Raw genomic sequence first — 17,261 nt, forward strand, 5'->3', positions numbered from 1 at the left:
TTTCAACCGCGCAGGGGCGCGATGCGCCTCCGGCCTTGGCTGGGCTACGAAGCCAGCTCCATCCGCGTCTCGCCCAGCGCTGCACCCATCGGCCCCCAGCGCCGTTCGACGATCAGGCCGCCGCCGTCGCGCGCCAGCAACACCACGGTGCTGGCGCGGGTGCCGTATTCGGCGCCGCGGATGAAGGCGGCCGACAGCCAGCGCTCGCGCTCCAGGCCGATGCCGGTGTCCGGCAGCGCTTCGTCCGGATGGATACGGTCGTCGGCCAGCGCGTCGAACAGGGGCGCGAGGTTGCCGCCATCGCCGCCGGCATCCAGCCATGCCTGCAGGCGCGAACCGAGTGCCATGGCCTTCGGCCAGGTCGAATCCAGTGCCGCATTGGAAAGCGTGTGCACGCCGGGCCCGACCACGGCGCGCCGCGGCGCCGGCCGGTTGCTGGTCCACGTGCAGTGTCGGCGATCGGCCAGCAGCAGGTTGAAGGGGCGATAGGTACCAGCGCACGGGAGCAGGTCGCGCGAGGCGCCATCGGCATCCTGGCTGCCGCGCAGCCAGTCGCTGGCCAGCAGGCCGCGCGAAAGCCCGTCCTGCGGCGCGCGCAGGTCGCGCACGTTGGTCACCAGCGCGCAGCGTCCGGCATCGTCCACGCCCAGCCAGGTACCTCCAGCCTCGAGGTCGCGCCCGGCAACGATGCCCGGCGCATCCTCCCAACGCGCCAGCGCCGCGGTCGGGCGTGCATGGAACTCGTCGCGGTTGCCGGCCAGCACCAGCCGCCAGCGCGGATGCGCGTCCCAGGCGAAGGCGACGACGCACATCAGGCCGGCCTCAGCGCCTGCCGCTTGCGTACCGCGGCGATCCAGCGCGCCGCCACCGCCGGCGAGGTGATGCACACCGCCTCGTCGGTGACCGTGGTCACCGCGCGCTCCAGCAGCTGGATGTCGGCCTCATGCTGGCGCGCCACGTGCGGGTCCTCGAAGAACACCGCGCGCTGGCAGCGGCGCTCCAGCACCAGGTCGGCGATCTGGGCGTCGCCACCCATCGGGCCGCTGAGGAAGCGGTGCACCCAGGGCGTGTCCTGCGGCCAGCCGCGGCTCCAGGCCATCTCGTTGAGGCGCTGGCCGGTGGTGCCGGTGGCCACGCGGCGGCGGAAACGCGACAGCACGTCGTAGTTCTCGGCGGCGAAGGCCAGCATCTGCGGCTTCATCGCGTCGTGCGCGATCAGCGCCAGGGTCTGCGACTCGAAGGCGTGGAAGTGGTCGGCGCCCGGATCCGGCGCCAGCCCGGCATGGATGCGCTCGACCTCGATCCAGTCGCGCGCGCTGGCCACGGTGGAGATGAAGGGCTTGCCGTGGATCACGCACTGGCGCTTGAGCGCGATCGCCTCGGGGAACACCGAGGACGGATCGACCGGGTCGATCAGGTAGATCGCCCCGTCCAGGGTGCGCGCATCGCCCTCCATGCCCACGACCTCGGCCACCAGCTTCATCAGCCCGCCGTCGCGGCCGTAGGGATAGCGCTTGAGGCCTGCGTAGCCGGCCAGCATGCCGGCGGCGACGATGGCGTCATGGGTGCGGCCGACGGCGTGCAGTTCCAGCCCCAGCTCGCGGATGCCCTGGCCGCTGGCGCGCAGCCAGCGGAACAGCGCGGCGTCCTCGGTGGCGTGGTGCAGGCGGTTGGCGGCAAGACCCATGCGCATAGGCGGCACTCCCCGGTGGTGGATGCCGCAAGTCTAGCCGGGGTCGGAGCGGAATCAGTTGGCGCGCGTGTCCGCCTCGCTGCCGGTCCCCGACCCCTCCCCCCGGAGGGGGAGGGGCCTGTCCCCTGGGAGGGGGCCGGGTCACTTCGATGAGGCGGCCACCTTCGCCGCGTACGCCTGCGCCTGCTCCAGCACGCGCAGGATGTTGCCGCCCCAGATGTTGGCGACCTGCTGCTCGGTATAGCCGGCCTGCAGCAGCCGCTCGGTGATGCGCGGGATCTGGGAGATGTCGGACAGGCCCGCCACCCCGCCGCCGCCATCCCAGTCGGCGCCGATGCCCACATGGTCCGGGCCGGCGACCTCGAGGATGTGCAGCAGGTGGCGCATGTAATCCTCGAAGGTGGCCTCGGCCACCGGGTAGCGGCGGTCGATCTCCTCGCGCTTGCGCGCCAGTTCGCGCAGCACCTCGGGGCTGCGGCCGCCCTTGGCCTCGGCTTCCTCGTACAGCGCGCGCAGTGCGGCCTGGCGCTCCGGGATCACCGGGGTATCGACCAGGTAGGCGCCCAGCGCGTTGACCTGGATCACCCCGCCGTGCGCGGCCAGCCTGCGCAGGCGCTCGTCGTCGATGTTGCGCGGGTTGTCGTGCACCGCGTCGGCCGAGCTGTGCGAGAGCACGAACGGCACCTTGGACAGCGCGATCAGGTCGTCGAACACCGCGTCGGAGGAGTGTGACTGGTCGAGCACGATGCCCAGGCGGTTGGCCTCGGCCACCAGCGCCTTGCCCGCCGGGCTCAGCCCGCCCCACTCGGCGCCTTCGCCCTCGCGCGGGTTGGAGGAGTCGCCGAACTCGTTGTTGCCGATATGGGTGATGCCCAGCATGCGCAGGCCCTGGGCATGGAAGAACGACAGCAGGCTGGGATCGGCGGCCAGCGGCGAGGCGTTCTCCATCGAGATGAACACCACCTTCTTGCCGGCGGCCTTGATCCGGCGCGCATCGTCGGCGGTCAGCGCCAGCTCGAACTTGTCCGGGTGCCGCGCCACCATCTCGCGGATCTGCAGCAGCCGACCCAGGGCCTCGTCGCGGGTGCGGCGGTTGCTCTCCGGGCTGCGGTCGCCCTGGCCGGTGTAGATCACCCAGAAGCCGCCGTCGAGGCCGCCCTCGACCATGCGCGGGTAATCCACCTGCGAGAACGGGCCTTCGTCGCGATGGTCGTCGACGATGCTCCAGCCCGGCCGCCCGAGGTTGAGCGGGGTGTCCAGGTGGGTATCGAGCACCAGCATGCGGTCGTGCAGTGCCCGTGCGGGCGAGGCGGCCGGCTTGGCGGCGTGGGCGGGAAGTGCGGCGGCAAGCGCCAGGGCGAGCAGGGCGGGGACAGCGGTCTTGCGCAAGTTCGTTCCTCTCGGCTTTACAGGTCCACGCTCAAGGTGACCTGCCAGGTACGGTCGGGCCCCGGCCGGTAGGTGGCCGGGCCACTGACCACCGGGTTGATCGTGCCAAGGTAATCGCGGTCGAACAGGTTGTCGACGTTGATCCGCAGCCGCGCGTTGCGCAGCAGGTCCTGGCCGAACGCCTCCCCGCCCAGGTCCAGGTAGGCGTTCCACACCGCGTAGCCGCCGACCTTCTCGGTGTTGGTGTAGTTGCTGTAGCGCTCGCCCACGTAGCGCCCGGAAAGGTTGAGCACGCCCCAGCGCCCGGCCTCCCAGGTGATGCCGGCCTGCGACAGCCACTGTGGGCTGTCCGGCACGCGGTTGCCGGCGATGGCGAAGGTGGAGAAGTCGTCCTTGAACTCGGCCCGGTTCCAGCTGAGGTTGCCATTGAACGCCACCCGGTCGCCCAGTACGCGCGGCTTCCACACGCCGCTGGCTTCCACGCCGTAGGCCTCGACCTCGCCCACGTTCTGGAAGAAGGTCTCGGTGGTGCCGCTGCCGGGCACCGGCGAGGCGTAGGACTGCAGGCGGTTGTCGAAGCGCGAGGAGTACAGCGCGACCACGCCGTTGAAGGTGGCGCGGTTGCTGCGCAGGCCCAGTTCCAGGTTCTCGGCGGTCTCCGCCTCCGGGCCCGGCGCGGCCGGACTGGCCTGGGAATAGATGTCGTCCGCGCCCTGCGGCAGGGCGAGGGTCTGCGACCAGGAGGCGAACAGCTGCTCGCGCCCGAACGACCAGACCACGCCGGCCTGCGGCAGGAAGCCGTCCTTCCAGTTGTCGCGGATCACCGGGCGGCGGCCGGCGATGTAATCGCCGGGGTTGCGCGCGCCGGCGATCTGGTAGTCCAGGTCCAGGGCCTTGGCGCCCAGCTCGATCGCCAGGCGCTCGTCCAGCAGGTGCCAGGTGTCCTTCAGGTGCAGCTGGGTGCTGCGGCGGGTGGACCAGAAGTCGCGCTGAAGGTGCACCGGTTGGTCCAGCAGCGGCCGCCCGGCGGGGTTGCCGCCGGCCTGGTTGTAGCGTGCCTGGGTGCGGTGGTACTCGTCGCGCTCGCGCCAGGCGCCCACGTCCAGGGTATGCGCGCCCACCACCCAGGTCGCCGCCGCCACCAGGCCCTCGCGGGTGCCACCGACCGTGGACAGCCCATACTGCAGTCCCAGCGGCGCGTGCAGGCCGGGGACCAGCAGGCGCTGTGCGTTGTGGCTGGACAGCGAGGTCGCGTAGGCCTCCGGCGAGACGCCATAGCCGTCCTTGTCCTCGTAGTAGGCGGTGGCGCGCAGTTCCACGTCCGGACCGGCCACGAACACGCCGCCAAGCCCGTACAGGGTGTCGGTGCGCTGGTTGATCGCCTGGCGGTAGTACTGGTTGTGCGCGGTGTGGCTGTAGGCGACACCGGGAACGGTCGCCGGCAGGTCGGGCACGTAGCCCAGGTAGCCGAAGTGGCGGCCGCTGCGGCCGAACAGGTCGCCGGCGCTGCCGTGGTACTGGGCCTTGCTGATCGACGGGGTGTCGTAGTCGAAGAAGTCGTTGTGCACCACCTTCAGGTCCAGCGTGCTGCCGTTGGCCCACTGGTAGCGGGCCCTGGCCTCCAGGTGCTCGCGGTCGATGGTGCCCGGCCCGCGCCACAGCCTGCTGTCGATCTTGGAGCGGCTGATGTAGCCGGAGAAGCCGCCGTGCTGGCCGCTGTCGAGCTTGATGAAGCTGCGGTTGAGGTCGTCGGCGCCGAAGGTCTGCGACAGCTGCACGCCAAACTCCGCCGCCGGCGCCAGGCTCTGGTACTGCACGACCGGGCCGAGCGAGGCGTAGCTGGGCAAGGCCACGTCGCCGGCGCCCTGCGAGGCGGTCACCCGCCAGGTGTTCTCGTTGTCCACGTAGCGGAACACCGGGCTGCCGCCGAACTGGTCGCTGCGGCCCAGGGGGATGCCGTCGAGCACGAAGCCGATCTGGCGGAAGCCGAACGCGCGCACGAACACCGAATTGCCGAACTCGTAAAGGCCCAGCGCGTCGTTGGCCTGCACGTTGAAGCCCGGCAGCGACTCCAGCATCTTCAGGCCGGAGATGCCGGCCGGCGCCGACAGCAGGGCCTCGTGGTCGATGGCGATGGTGTTGCGCACCTGGTCGGTGCCGATGGCGATGTCCGCCTCGGCCACGCGCGCGCCGCTGACGACGACCTTGTCGAGGGTCGTGGCCTGTGGCTCGGCCAGCGCGGGAAGGGCGAGGACATGGCTGATGGCCAGGCCGAGGACAAGACGACGGCGCGCGGCGGCCGTGGGAACGGGCTGCTTCATGATCGGTTCTCGTTGGGGGTGCCGGCCCGCTGCGGGCGTTCGGCTTATGACGGGAACGACTCTAGAAGCGCGTCACAAAGCCAGTCCACGCCCATGACCGCGATTCCTGATGGCGATTTGCCAAGAGGAAATGACACGGAGTGCTGTCGGCCCACTGCCACCGAGGGAAGCAACACCCCTCTCCCTGTGGGGGTGAGGCGCGCGCCTGCAGGCTACTGGCGCCCGCGCCGTCGACGCCGCTCCACTTGGGCGCGGGTCAGCGCACGGAGCGCGGGCAGCGGTGGCGGCCAGGTGCTGGCATGGACCCAGGCCGCCTCGCCTGCCCATGTAGCCCGGGTAAGCGAAGCGCACCCGGGTTCCCCTCTCCCTGCGGGAGAGGGGGCAGGGGAGAGGGTCGGAGACCGACACGGGAACAGATCGCGTCGCATCCAGAACATTGCGGGCGGCCGCCTCCCCAGCCCCCGCTCCGCGCTCTCCTTCGCCCCGGGTGGGAGGCGCGTACGTCAGGGCCGCAGCACCACCCGCACGATGACCCCCGCCACCAGTCCCCAGAACGCCGCGCCCACGCCCAGCAGCGACAGCCCCGAGGCGGTGACCAGGAAGGTCACCAGCGCCGCCTCGCGCTCGTCCGCCTCCTGCAGCGCGGTGGCCAGGCTGTTGCCCAGGGTGCCGATCAGGGCGATGCCGGCGATCGCCAGCACCAGTGCCTGCGGGAACGCGGCGAACAGCCCCGCCACGGTGGCCCCGAACAGCCCCACCAGCAGGTAGAAGATCCCGGCCCACACCGCCGCCATGTACCGCCGCGCCGGATCGGCGTGCGCTTCCGGACCCATGCAGATGGCCGCGGTGATCGCCGCCAGGTTCAGCGCGAACGCCCCGAACGGCGCCAGCAGCAGCGTCGCCACGCCGGTCCATCCGACCGCCGGCGATACCGGCACCGGATAGCCCGAGGCCCGGATCACCGCCACGCCCGGCACGTTCTGCGAAGCCATGGTCACCACGAACAGCGGCAGGGCCACGCCCAGCACCGCGGCCAGGCTCAGCCGTGGCGTGGTCCATTCCGGACGTGCCAGTTCCAGCCGCAGCTGGCCCACGTCCAGCTGCGCGGTCAATGCCGCCACCGCGGTGCCCGCGGCCAGGGTGAGGATGATGGCGTAGCGCGGCCACAGCCGCCGCGAGGCCAGCCACGCCACCAGCATGGTGAGCACCAGCAGCGGTTGCGCCTGGATCGCGCCGAACGCATCCACGCAGAAGCGCAGCAGCACGCCGGCGAGCATGCCCGAGGCCAGCGACAGCGGGATCCGTCCCAGCAGCCGCTCGAACACGCCGGAAAAACCTGCGGCCGTGATCAGCAGGGCCGACAGCAGGAAGCCGCCGATCGCCTCGGCCATCGGCACGCCGGCCGCGCTGGTGACCAGCACCGCCGCGCCAGGCGTGGACCAGGCGGTGACCACCGGCATCTTCCAGCGCAGTGACAGGCCGATGCAGGTCGCGCCCATGCCCAGCCCCAGCGCCCACATCCACGAAGCGGTCTGCCCCGGCGTGGCGCCCAGCGCCTGCGCCGCCTGGAACACGATGGCCGCGGAACTGGCAAAGCCCACCAGCACGGTCACGAAGCCGGCGGCAATGGCGGATACGGACTGGTCGCGCCACAGGCGCGCTGGAAGGGATTCGGCTGGCATACGGGGATTGTGGTGCAACGGCGGCGCCTGCGTGACGGGAAGGATGCAACAGTCTTTCCGACCGCGGGGCGGGGGCACGAATGCGGATTGCGCCCCAACCTTTTCACCGGCCCACTAGACCCTGAGTAACCGGGTAGGTTGGTCACCCTGGATCCGCCACCATGGATTGCGCCGGCGCAAAGGAGACAAGCGTAGCTGGCGCGCCACCCCGGATGCGGCCTTCGGCCTCATCCGGGCGACGGGCGACGGGAGATGCGGGTTTGGCAGGGCCCCCGGCCCTCTGCCCAACCCCTCCCCGGTGGGGGAGGGGCTTGTCGCTCAGGCCACCGCTTCGGCGTACTGCGGCGTGCGCACCGGCGGCTGGGCACCCAGCAGTTCGGCGATGCTCGCCGCCGCGTCGCGGCCTTCGGCCACGGCGGTCACGACCAGGTCGGCACCGCGCACGGCGTCGCCGCCGGCAAACACGCGCGGATGCGAGGTCTGGTACGGCAGGCGCTCGCCGCCGCCGGCGAGGATGCGGCCATTGGAGGTGCCCTCGATGCCGAGCTTCGTCATCCACTCGGGCACGGTCGGCGAGAAGCCGAAGGCGATGATCACCACATCGGCCTCGATCACCGACTCGCTGCCCTCGATCGGCACCGCCACGCGGCGGCCGCGCGCATCCGGCTCGCCCAGCTTCGTCTCGACCACGCGCACGCCGGTGACCCGGTTGAGCTCGTCGGTCTCGATCGCCAGCGGCTGGCGGTTGAACAGGAAGCGCACGCCTTCCTCGCGGGCGTTGGCCACCTCGCGTGCCGAGCCGGGCATGGAGGCCTCGTCGCGGCGGTAGGCGCAGGTGACGCGCGCCGCGCCCAGGCGGATCGCGCTGCGCACGCAGTCCATGCCGGTGTCGCCGCCGCCCAGCACCAGCACGCGGCGGCCGGCCAGGTCAGGCAGCTTGATGTGGTCTTCCCAGCCGGCGATCGGCCGGCTCTGCGCCGTGGCCGGATCGGCGCCGGTGACGATGCGCCCGTTCTGCACCAGGAACGGCAGCGCCGGCAGCACGCCCTCGGCGTCCTGGCCCGGCAGGCCGCCATCGGTGTAGCGGTAGGCGCCGGTGCCGAGGAACACGGCGTCGTACTCCTCCAGCAGCTGCTCCAGGGTGACGTCGCGGCCGACCTCCACGCCCAGCCGGAACTGGATGCCCATGCCCTCCAGCACCTCGCGCCGGCGCGCAATCACCGCCTTGTCCAGCTTGAAGGTGGGGATGCCGAACTGCAGCAGGCCGCCGATCTGCTCGTAGCGGTCGTAGACCACGGCCTGGATGCCAACCCGCGCCAGGCGGTCGGCGCAGGCGATGCCGGCCGGGCCGGCGCCGACCACCGCCACGCGATGGCCGGTCGGCTCCACCGCCGACAGGTCCGGGCGCCAGCCCTGCTCGAAGGCGGTGTCGACGATGTACTTCTCCACCGCACCGATGGTCACCGCGCCGAAGCCGTCGTTGAGCGTGCAGCTACCCTCGCAAAGACGGTCCTGCGGGCACACCCGGCCGCACACCTCCGGCAGCGGGTTGGTGCTGTGGCACAGCTCGGCGGCCTCGCGGATGCGGTTCTCCTGCACCAGCTGCAGCCACTGCGGGATGGCGTTGTGCACCGGGCACTTCCAGCTGCAGTACGGGTTGCCGCAGTCCAGGCAGCGGCCGGACTGGTGGCTGGCCTCCTGCGCGCCGAAGCGGCCGTACAGCTCGCCCCAGTCGCCGGCGGTACGCAGTTCCACCGGGATGCGCCGCGGCATCTCGCGCGGCATTTCCAGGAACTGGAAGACTTGCTTGCGACTCATTACGCGGCCCTCCGCAGGCTGTCGGCCAGCGATTCGATGCTCGCGGCCTTGGGCTTGACCAGCCAGAACTTGCCCACGTAGTCGCGGAACTCGTCCAGGATCTGCTGGGCCCAGATGCTGCCGGTCAGCTCGCGGTGGCGGGTGATCAGCCGGTGCAGGTGCTGGCGGTAGCTCTCGAAGCCCTCCGGGCTGATGCGATGGATGTCGATCAGCTCGTGGTTGTAGCGGTCCACGAAGTCGCGGTCCTGGTCCAGCACGTAGGCCAGGCCACCGGTGAAGCCGGCGCCGAAGTTCAGGCCCACCCGGCCCAGCACCAGCACGCAGCCGCCAGTCATGTACTCGCAGCAATGGTCGCCGGCGCCTTCCACCACCGCCAGCGCGCCGGAGTTGCGCACGGCGAAGCGCTCGCCGGCGCGGCCGGCCGCGAACAGCTCGCCGCCGGTGGCGCCGTACAGGCAGGTGTTGCCGATGATCGGGGTGCTGCGCGCCTCGAACCGCGCACCGCGCGGCGGGCGGATCACCAGGCGGCCGCCGGCCATGCCCTTGCCGACGTAGTCGTTGGCCTCGCCCTCCAGCTCCATGTGCAGGCCGCCGGCGTTGAACGCACCGAAGCTCTGGCCCGAGGTGCCGCGGAAGTGCAGGGTGAGCGGCGCGTCCTCCATGCCGTGGTTGCCGTGCAGGCGGGCGATCGTGCCGGACAGGCGCGCGCCGATGCTGCGGTCGGTGTTGTGGATCAGGAAGCGGTGGTCGCCGCCCTTCCTGTCGCGGATCACGTCGGCCAGCTGCACGTCCAGCTGGGTGGCGAGGCTGTCCGGCGACTCGTACAGGCGCGCGGCGGCGCAGCGATCCTCGTCGCGCGGGCTGGGCACCAGCAGCCTGGACAGGTCCAGCCTGACGCCCTCGCGCGGCGCGGCCTCGATCTGCCGCAGCAGGTCGGTGCGGCCCACGATCTCGTCCAGCGAGCGCGCGCCCAGGTAGGACAGCCAGCCACGCACTTCCTCGGCCAGCAGGCGGAAGAAGTTCTCCACCCGCTCCGGCAGGCCGGTGAAGTGGTCCATGCGCAGGCGCTCGTCCTGGGTGGCCACGCCAGTGGCGCAGTTGTTGAGGTGGCAGATGCGCAGGTACTTGCAGCCCAGCACGATCATCGGCGCGGTGCCGAAGCCGAAGCTGTCGGCGCCCAGCAGCGCGGCCTTGACCACGTCCAGGCCGGTCTTCAGGCCGCCGTCGGTCTGCAGGATGGCGCGGTCGCGCAGGTCGTTGGCCACCAGCGCCTGGTGCGACTCGGCCACGCCCAGCTCCCACGGCCCGCCCGCGTAGCGGATCGAGCTGACCGGGCTGGCACCGGTGCCGCCGTCGTGGCCGGACACGGTGATCAGGTCGGCGCCGGCCTTGACCACGCCGGCGGCGATCGTGCCCACGCCGGCGTGGCTGACCAGCTTCACAGAGACCAGCGCCTGCGGATTGACCTGCTTGAGGTCGTAGATCAGCTGGGCCAGGTCCTCGATGGAGTAGATGTCATGGTGCGGCGGCGGGCTGATCAGGCCGATGCCGGGGCGTGCGTAGCGCAGCCGCGCGATCAGCTCGTTGACCTTGTGCCCCGGCAGCTGGCCGCCCTCGCCGGGCTTGGCGCCCTGGGCGATCTTGATCTGCAGCACCTCGGCGTTGACCAGGTACTCCGGGGTCACGCCGAAGCGGCCGGACGCCACCTGCTTGATCTTGGAACGCTTCTCGGTGCCGTAGCGGGCCGGGTCCTCGCCGCCCTCGCCGGAGTTGGAGCGGCCGCCGAGGCGGTTCATGGCGATGGCCAGGGCCTCGTGCGCCTCCGGCGACAGCGCGCCCAGCGAGATGGCGGCGGTGTCGAAGCGGCGCAGCAGGTCCGAGGCCGGGGCGACTTCCTCCAGCGGCACCGGGGCGTCGGCCGGCTTGAGCTCCAGCAGGTCGCGCAGCGCCGACGGCGGGCGCGAGTGCACCGCCTCGGTATAGGCCTTCCAGTCCTCGGCGCGCCCGGTCCGCGTGGCCTTCTGCAGGCTCATGACCACGTCCGGGTTGTACATGTGGTACTCGCCGCCGTGGACGTACTTGATCAGGCCACCGACCTCCGGCTTCTTCAGCTCGTTCCAGGCCGCCGCCTGCAGGGCGCGGGCGTCCGCGTCCAGCCGCGCGAACCCGGCGCCGCCCACCCGCGAGGGCGTGCCGCCGAAGCACAGGTCGACCACTTCCTTCTCCAGGCCGACGATCTCGAACAGCTGCGCGCCGCGGTAGCTGGCGATGGTGCTGATGCCCATCTTCGAGATGATCTTGCTCAGGCCCTTGTACAGGCCCTTGCGGTAGCTGCGGCCGATCTGCGCGACCTCGCCCTTCTTCAGCTGCAGGATGCCGCGCCGGCCCATGTCGAACAGGGTCTGGTAGGACAGGTACGGGTACACCGCGGTGGCGCCGTAGCCCAGCAGGCAGGCCATGTGGTGCGCGTCGCGCGCGGTGCCGGTCTCGATGATGAGGTTGACGTCGCAGCGCAGGCCGACGTTGCACAGGTGGTGGTGGACCGCGCCGGTGGCCAGCAGGGCGTGGACCATCGGCCGCTCCGGCACCGGGTAGCGGTCGGACAGCAGCAGCAGGACGATGCCATCGCGCGCGGCCTGCTCGGCCTCGCGGCAGATGCGCTCGATGCCCGCCTTGAGCCCTTCCTCCGGCGCATAGGACAGGTCGATCAGCCGGTTCTTGTCCGCGTACTGCGGCATCTTCAGCAGCTCGCGCAGCTTGCGCTGGCTCAGCACCGGCGAGTTGAGGATGACGTGGTTCACCGTCTCCGGGCCGGCATGGAAGATGTTGGTCTCCTTGCCCAGCTGGGTGTACAGCGACATCACGCAGTCTTCCCGCAGCGGGTCGATCGGCGGGTTGGTCACCTGCGCGAACGCCTGGCGGAAGTAGTCGTACAGCGGCCGGCTGCGCTGGCTGAGCACCGCCATGGGCGTGTCGTCGCCCATCGAGCCGGTGGCCTCCTGCTCGGTCTCGGCCATCGGCCGCAGCACCAGCTCCACCTCCTCGGTGGTGAGCTGGAACAGCTTGTGGTAGCTGCGCAGGGTCTTCTCGTCGAACGGCTCCTCGGCCAGCGACGGGTCGATCAGCTCGGTCTGCAGCCAGGTCACGCCCTGGTGCAGCCACTGCTTGTACGGGGCGCGGGTGCGGTTGATGCGGTCCACCGACTCGCTGTCGAGCAGGTCGCCGCGGCGCAGGTCGATGGCGATCATCTCGCCCGGGCCAAGCTTGCCCTTGCGCACGATGCGCTCGGTCGGCACCTCCCACACGCCGGCCTCGGAAGCGACGATGAAGTGGCGGTCGGAGGTCAGCATCCAGCGCGAGGGACGCAGGCCGTTGCGGTCCAGGGTGCAGCAGGCGTAGCGCGCGTCCATGGACACGATGCCGGCCGGGCCGTCCCACGGCTCGGTGTTGAGCGCGTAGAACTCGTAGAACGCGGCCAGGTCCGGATCCTTGAACTCCAGCGACTGGGTCGCCGGCGGCACCAGGATGCGCAGCGCCTGGATCAGCTCCATGCCGCCGTTGACCAGCAGCTCGAGCATGTTGTCCAGGCTCTGCGAGTCCGAGCCGTGCATGGACACGATCGGCTCCAGCTCGGCGATGTCGAAGCGTGGGGTCTTCCACACCTTGCCGCGGGCCTGCGCCCAGCGGCGGTTGCCCTCGATGGTGTTGATCTCGCCGTTGTGGGCGAGCATGCGGAACGGGTGGGCGAGCGGCCAGCGCGGCAGGGTGTTGGTGGAGAAGCGCTGGTGGAAGACGATGGCGCTGGAGGCCAGTTCGGGGCGCTGCAGGTCCAGGTAGAAGCCGGAGAGCTTGTCCGGCAGGACCATGCCCTTGTAGCCGATGGCGTGGGCCGCGAGGGTCACCACGTAGTAGTCGGCGATGTCGGCGAGCTGCTGCTCGCTGCGGCGGCGCGCAAGGAACAGCGCCAGGTTGAAGCTTTCCTCGTCCTGCCCTTCGCCGGCCTGGACGTAGATCTGTTCGATGAGAGGCAACGTTTGCCTTGCCAGTTCCCCACAGACACGCGTGTCTGTGGGTACAGTCCGCCAGCCGAGGATGCTGAGGCCGGCGCGTCGGAGCTCATGCTCCAGGGTTTCGCGACAGCGCTGCGCCAGCGCCTGCTCATCCGGCAGGAACACCAGTCCGGAGGCGAAGCGCGCGGCGTCGTCCAGGGCGATGCCGGCTTCCCGCGCCAGGGTGCGCAGGAAGGTGTCCGGGCGCCGGATCAGCAGGCCGCAGCCATCGCCGGTGAGGCCGTCGGCGGCCACGCCGCCGCGATGGGTCATGCGCGAGAGCGCGGCGATCGCGGTGTCGACGAGCGCGCGCGAGGGCTGGTCGTCGAGCTGGGCGATCATGCCGAAGCCGCATGCGTCGCGCTCGGAGGAAGGATCGTAGAGCCCGTGCGGTTGCTGGTGCCCGTGGCGGTTGCGAAGGGCCATCTGTGCCTCGAGTAAAGCGGGCATCCGGGTGCGTTTTCCCGAACGCTGGCGAGGGCGGCACCGCACACCGTTTCAGTAGAAACGTGCGCTACCCGTTTGCCGCCGGAATACCCGAATTAAGCACAGTTGTTGCGGTGCCGCAAGGTGCCGCGGCGCACGGAAAATACATGCAATTGCAACCGTCGTCCGTGCGCCGCGCGCAGCGGCGTATTCAGCCGCAGCGCAGGGACACGATCTGGTTGGCCTCGTCCACTTCCACGTTCAGGCGCGCGCCGTTGAACTCCAGCGTCACCGCCTGGCCCGGCTTGAGCACGCGCACCGAATCGGCACCGGCATCGGTACGCGCCTGCTCGACCAGTTCATCGCTGGCGGTCTCGCCGACCAGGCCCTGCACCGGCGCGGCATCGCAACTGGGCGGCGGCGGCGGCTCGGTGGCGGCCGGCCCGGTGTCGGCGGCCGACTCCAGCGCCTTGCGCGCGGCAAGCAGCGCCTGCTGCTGCTCCTCATCGTCGCTCAGGGTGCCGTTGTTGCCGGCGCAGGCGGCCAGGCCCAGCAGGACCAGCGGAAGCACGAGGCGGGGACGGAAGCGCATGGGCAGTCTCCGGGTTGGAATTCGACGGCACAGGTTAAGGGGCGCGCATTCGCGAAGCGTTAACCGTTGCATGTTGACGCGCCGGATGCGGCCGCCCGCCGAGACTGGCGCTCCCCCAACCCGCGGAAGCTCCCCTGGCCACCCCCGTCGCCGCCGCCGATCCGGAAGCCGCCAGGCGCGATGCCGACCGCGCCGGCCTGGTCTACGTCTCCGACACCGACCCGGGCATCCGCCGCCGCAGGCAGGGCCGCGGCTTCTGCTACCGCGACGCCGGCGGCAAGGTGGTGCGGGACCGCGCGACCCTGGCGCGGATCCGCGCCCTGGCCATCCCGCCAGCCTGGGCCGACGTATGGATCTGCGCCGACCCGCGTGGCCACCTGCAGGCCACCGGCCGCGACGCCCGCGGCCGCAAGCAGTACCGCTACCACCCGGAGTGGGCGTTGCATCGCGGCCAGGGCAAGTTCGAGCGCATCCTCGCCTTCGGCAAGGCCCTGCCGGCGCTGCGCCGGCGCATCCGCCGCGACCTGGCCCTGCCCGGCTACCCGCGCGAGAAGGTACTGGCGATGGTGGTCGCGCTGATGGACCACACCCTGCTGCGCGTCGGCAACGAGGCCTACCGCCAGCAGAACCGCTCCTACGGCCTGACCACCCTGCGCAACCACCACATCCGCTTCCTGGCCGGCGGCCGCGCCCACATCTCGTTCCGCGGCAAGGCCGGCCAGCCGCAGGAAGCGGTCGTCGACGACCGCCGCCTGGCCCGGCTGGTACGCCGCTGCCGCGAACTGCCGGGCCAGTGTCTGTTCCAGTACCGCGACGACGACGGCAACGTGCAGCCGGTGCAGTCCAACCAGGTCAACGACTACCTGCGCGAGGTGATGGGCGAGGCGTTCACCGCCAAGGATTTCCGGACCTGGGGCGGCACCGTGGCCGCGATGCGCGCGCTGGCCGCGCTCGAGGCCGCCGCCAGCGAGCGCGAGTGCAATGCCCTGCAGGTGCAGGTGATACGCGAAGTGGCCAGCCTGCTTGGCAACACCCCCGCCGTCTGCCGCAAGGCCTACATCGACCCGCGCGTGTTCGACGGCTGGCGCGACGGCAGCCTGCAACGCCACTGCAGCCGTTGCCGCGGCGACCGCCAGTGGGAACAGGCCGCCCTGGTCTTCCTCCGCCGCACCCGCCGCGCCACCGCGTAGCCCGGAAGGGCCCCTGGCCGGACCGTCCCCGTCATCCCGCAGCCCGGATAAGGGCTGCGTGCCGCATCGGGCACCAAACCGCCAAGCCATCCCCTCCCGGCGCAAGCCCTGGCCCGGATAAAGCCGCAGGCCGCATCCGGAGGCGCGCAAGCCCGCCACGCCAAGCTCCCGCCCCCGTCATCCCGCGAAAGCCGGGGCCCGGTGGCTTCCAAACAGGCCCGCAGCTACCGCTCAACCACACCGCAACGCCGTAATGGCGTTGTTGTCCCCGGTCTCCACCACCAGCCGCGGCCCACCCGCGCCCCCGGTGCCGGGCTCCGGCAGGGTCGCGCTGCCCGCGCGATCGCCCTGGCCCCGCACCAGCACCACCTCGGTGCTGTCGCTGTCGATGCGCGCCCGCTCCACCGTGGTCGCCGAAGCCGCCAGGCCCACCGCGCCGCGGACCATGTCCACGTGGCACTGCCCCGATACCACCCCGTCGATCGGCTCCACATGCTGGGCCAGGGGCGAAGACGCACAGCCGGCCAGGACAAGGCAGGCGGGCAGGGCAAGGAAGGCAAGGCGCATGGTCCGGATCTCCAGGAAAACCGGAACCAGCCTGTCGCTCCGGGCGTCGCCGCCCGATGAAGGCCCCAAAAGCAAAAGCCCCCGCCGCAAGGGCGAGGGCTCGGATCTGGCGCGCCTGGAGGGATTCGAACCCCCGACCAATGGCTTCGGAAGCCACTACTCTATCCGGCTGAGCTACAGGCGCGTTGTGCGGAACCGGCGGCCATGGCCGCCTTCATCCCCGATGGCCGAGCCACCGGACCGCGCTCCAGGCCGACGGGCCAAGGCGCGGTCGCGCATTGTAACGGAATCCGTCCGCCGCTGGAGACGGCACGCGCCCGTCCGCCAACGTGCAGGTGAACAGGCGCCCGCGAACGCCTACCGGATGCCCCGTCGCGCATGCGATGCTGCAGGTGCACATAAGCAAGTGGCATCGACAGGAATCCCGGCAAGGAGGCGCCGAATGAAGTGGCAATGGCTGGTCGCCCCCGGCAGCGCCATCTACCTGGTCCCGCTGGTCCTGCTGGCCGGCGCGGCCGTGGTCCTGCGCGACCGCAGCGCGACCCGCGCCGTGCTGCGCTGGTGGGCCGCGGTCGCCGGCGTCTGCCTGCTGGTCGCCGCCAGCAAGATCGCCTTCTATGGCTGGGGCACCGGCGTCCGCGCCTGGGACCTGACCTGCTTCAGCGGCCACACCGCCCTGTCACTGGCAGTGTGGCCGGTGGTGCTGATGCTGCTGGCGCCCCAGGACAGTCCCGGCTGGCGCGCCACCGCCGCGCTCGCCGGCACTGCCTTCGCCGGACTGATCGGCTACTCGCGCATCCCCCTGGGCGCGCACCCCGTCTCCGAGGTCATCGCCGGCCTGCTGCTTGGCGGCCTGGGCGCCGCCCTGGGCCTGCGGGCCATGTGGCGGCGGAGCCTGCACGGCACCTTCCTGCCCGCGGTCGTCCTCGCTATCGGCGTCTCGATCGTGCTGCCCCCGGACCGCGTGGTCGCATTCTCAAGTGAGAATTGGTTCAAAAAAATCGGCACCACCCTCGCCGGCACCGAGCGTCCCTATAGCCGAAAGAAGTGGCGACTTGTGACCGTTACCACTACTTCACGCGGCCTACACATGTGAGGATAGGCCCCGCGGGGAGGTCCGCAAGAACACCCAGGGGGATACAACATGCTGATGTTCGTTGCCGGCGTGCTGTGTGGCGCGTGTTTCGGGGTGGTAGCACTGGGGATCTGCTATTCCGCCGCTTCGCCAAAACAAATGAAGGCATCGCGTTAAGTCGTGCAATGCATCTGGGGCGCCGATCAGGCGCCCTTCTTGTTAGGCGAGTCCGGATCCAGCCAATTCGGCGATCACCGGGCGCAGCGCGTCGCGCCAGTGCGGCAGCGCCACCGCGAAGTCGCGCCGCAGCGCGGTGGTATCCAGGCACGAGTAGGCCGGGCGCCGCGCCGGGGTCGGGAACTCGGCGGTGGTGATCGCCTGCACCCGCGGCGCGCGCGGCAGCAGGCCCGCTTCCACCGCTTCGGCGAAGATCGCCTCGGCAAAGCCATGCCAGCTGGT

12 protein-coding genes and 1 tRNA gene are annotated in these 17,261 nt (G+C 71.0%); 2 read left to right on the forward strand and 11 right to left on the reverse strand.

The genetic code is table 11. From position 1 onward, the window contains the following. Positions 1 to 44: 44 nt before the first annotated feature. The 8 genes from PSEJ31_RS0113260 to PSEJ31_RS0113300 all read right to left on the reverse strand — a co-directional run bounded on the left by PSEJ31_RS0113260 (position 45) and on the right by PSEJ31_RS0113300 (position 13,970). Positions 45 to 812, reverse strand: a complete 768-nt coding sequence (locus PSEJ31_RS0113260; protein WP_028915727.1) for an NRDE family protein — start codon at positions 810 to 812, stop codon at positions 45 to 47. Further along, entirely contained in the window at positions 812 to 1,693 is an 882-nt protein-coding gene (locus PSEJ31_RS0113265; RefSeq protein ID WP_019399287.1) for a methylglyoxal synthase, read from the reverse strand. The genes PSEJ31_RS0113260 and PSEJ31_RS0113265 overlap by 1 nt, the downstream gene beginning before the upstream one ends. Positions 1,694 to 1,834: 141 nt before the next feature. Further along, a complete protein-coding gene (locus PSEJ31_RS0113275) occupies positions 1,835 to 3,082 on the reverse strand; it encodes a dipeptidase (protein WP_028915728.1) in 1,248 nt (415 codons plus the stop codon). A 17-nt stretch (positions 3,083 to 3,099) separates the two neighbouring features. After that, positions 3,100 to 5,403 carry a TonB-dependent receptor gene (locus tag PSEJ31_RS0113280; RefSeq protein ID WP_028915729.1) on the reverse strand — a complete coding sequence of 768 codons (2,304 nt, stop codon included), beginning with the start codon at positions 5,401 to 5,403 and terminating at the stop codon, positions 3,100 to 3,102. 503 nt (positions 5,404 to 5,906) lie between these two features. Continuing rightward, positions 5,907 to 7,085, reverse strand: coding sequence for a benzoate/H(+) symporter BenE family transporter (locus PSEJ31_RS0113285; RefSeq protein WP_028915730.1), 1,179 nt, complete (start codon positions 7,083 to 7,085; stop codon positions 5,907 to 5,909). Positions 7,086 to 7,403: 318 nt separating this feature from the next. After that, the gene (locus PSEJ31_RS0113290; protein WP_028915731.1) at positions 7,404 to 8,903 is read right to left on the reverse strand and encodes an FAD-dependent oxidoreductase; all 1,500 of its coding nucleotides are present in this window, start codon (positions 8,901 to 8,903) and stop codon (positions 7,404 to 7,406) included. Next, the gene (gene gltB / locus PSEJ31_RS0113295) at positions 8,903 to 13,378 is read right to left on the reverse strand and encodes a glutamate synthase large subunit (protein WP_028915732.1); all 4,476 of its coding nucleotides are present in this window, start codon (positions 13,376 to 13,378) and stop codon (positions 8,903 to 8,905) included. Before gltB ends, PSEJ31_RS0113290 begins: the two co-directional genes overlap by 1 nt. A 211-nt stretch (positions 13,379 to 13,589) precedes the next feature. Then, the gene (locus PSEJ31_RS0113300) at positions 13,590 to 13,970 is read right to left on the reverse strand and encodes an I78 family peptidase inhibitor (RefSeq protein ID WP_019399281.1); all 381 of its coding nucleotides are present in this window, start codon (positions 13,968 to 13,970) and stop codon (positions 13,590 to 13,592) included. Between the two features lie 134 nt (positions 13,971 to 14,104). Between PSEJ31_RS0113300 and PSEJ31_RS0113305 the strand changes: the two genes are divergently transcribed. Further along, positions 14,105 to 15,160: a DNA topoisomerase IB gene (locus PSEJ31_RS0113305; RefSeq protein ID WP_028915733.1), complete on the forward strand. Its 1,056-nt coding sequence runs from the start codon at positions 14,105 to 14,107 to the stop codon at positions 15,158 to 15,160. A gap of 231 nt (positions 15,161 to 15,391) precedes the next feature. Here the strand turns inward: PSEJ31_RS0113305 and PSEJ31_RS0113310 are convergent, their stop codons facing one another. Next, positions 15,392 to 15,727 (reverse strand): hypothetical protein, encoded by a 336-nt coding sequence (locus PSEJ31_RS0113310; protein WP_026010659.1) that lies wholly within the window; start codon positions 15,725 to 15,727, stop codon positions 15,392 to 15,394. 107 nt (positions 15,728 to 15,834) lie between these two features. Continuing rightward, positions 15,835 to 15,911: transfer RNA gene (locus tag PSEJ31_RS0113315), tRNA-Arg, on the reverse strand. A 258-nt stretch (positions 15,912 to 16,169) separates the two neighbouring features. Between PSEJ31_RS0113315 and PSEJ31_RS16355 the strand changes: the two genes are divergently transcribed. Then, complete coding sequence (locus PSEJ31_RS16355) at positions 16,170 to 16,823, forward strand: phosphatase PAP2 family protein (RefSeq protein WP_051403753.1); 654 nt, start codon at positions 16,170 to 16,172, stop codon at positions 16,821 to 16,823. 198 nt (positions 16,824 to 17,021) lie between these two features. On the opposite strand, the gene PSEJ31_RS0113325 is transcribed toward PSEJ31_RS16355, so the two are convergent. Further along, positions 17,022 to 17,261, reverse strand: a 240-nt coding sequence (locus PSEJ31_RS0113325) for a sugar nucleotide-binding protein (protein WP_028915734.1), incomplete at its 5' end; no start/stop codon positions are given.

Origin of the sequence: Pseudoxanthomonas sp. J31, from assembly GCF_000510725.1 — a bacterium.
Lineage (GTDB): Bacteria > Pseudomonadota > Gammaproteobacteria > Xanthomonadales > Xanthomonadaceae > Pseudoxanthomonas.

What these genes read in the sequence shown, in the direction of transcription:
- PSEJ31_RS0113260 (WP_028915727.1), bottom strand. Translation starts at nt 812, where the DNA reads ATGTGCGTCGTCGCCTTCGCCTGGGACGCGCATCCGCGCTGGCGGCTG.
- PSEJ31_RS0113265 (WP_019399287.1), bottom strand. Translation starts at nt 1,693, where the DNA reads ATGCGCATGGGTCTTGCCGCCAACCGCCTGCACCACGCCACCGAGGAC.
- PSEJ31_RS0113280 (WP_028915729.1), bottom strand. Translation starts at nt 5,403, where the DNA reads ATGAAGCAGCCCGTTCCCACGGCCGCCGCGCGCCGTCGTCTTGTCCTC.
- PSEJ31_RS0113285 (WP_028915730.1), bottom strand. Translation starts at nt 7,085, where the DNA reads ATGCCAGCCGAATCCCTTCCAGCGCGCCTGTGGCGCGACCAGTCCGTA.
- PSEJ31_RS0113290 (WP_028915731.1), bottom strand. Translation starts at nt 8,903, where the DNA reads ATGAGTCGCAAGCAAGTCTTCCAGTTCCTGGAAATGCCGCGCGAGATG.
- gltB (WP_028915732.1), bottom strand. Translation starts at nt 13,378, where the DNA reads ATGGCCCTTCGCAACCGCCACGGGCACCAGCAACCGCACGGGCTCTAC.
- PSEJ31_RS0113300 (WP_019399281.1), bottom strand. Translation starts at nt 13,970, where the DNA reads ATGCGCTTCCGTCCCCGCCTCGTGCTTCCGCTGGTCCTGCTGGGCCTG.
- PSEJ31_RS0113310 (WP_026010659.1), bottom strand. Translation starts at nt 15,727, where the DNA reads ATGCGCCTTGCCTTCCTTGCCCTGCCCGCCTGCCTTGTCCTGGCCGGC.
- PSEJ31_RS16355 (WP_051403753.1), top strand. Translation starts at nt 16,170, where the DNA reads ATGAAGTGGCAATGGCTGGTCGCCCCCGGCAGCGCCATCTACCTGGTC.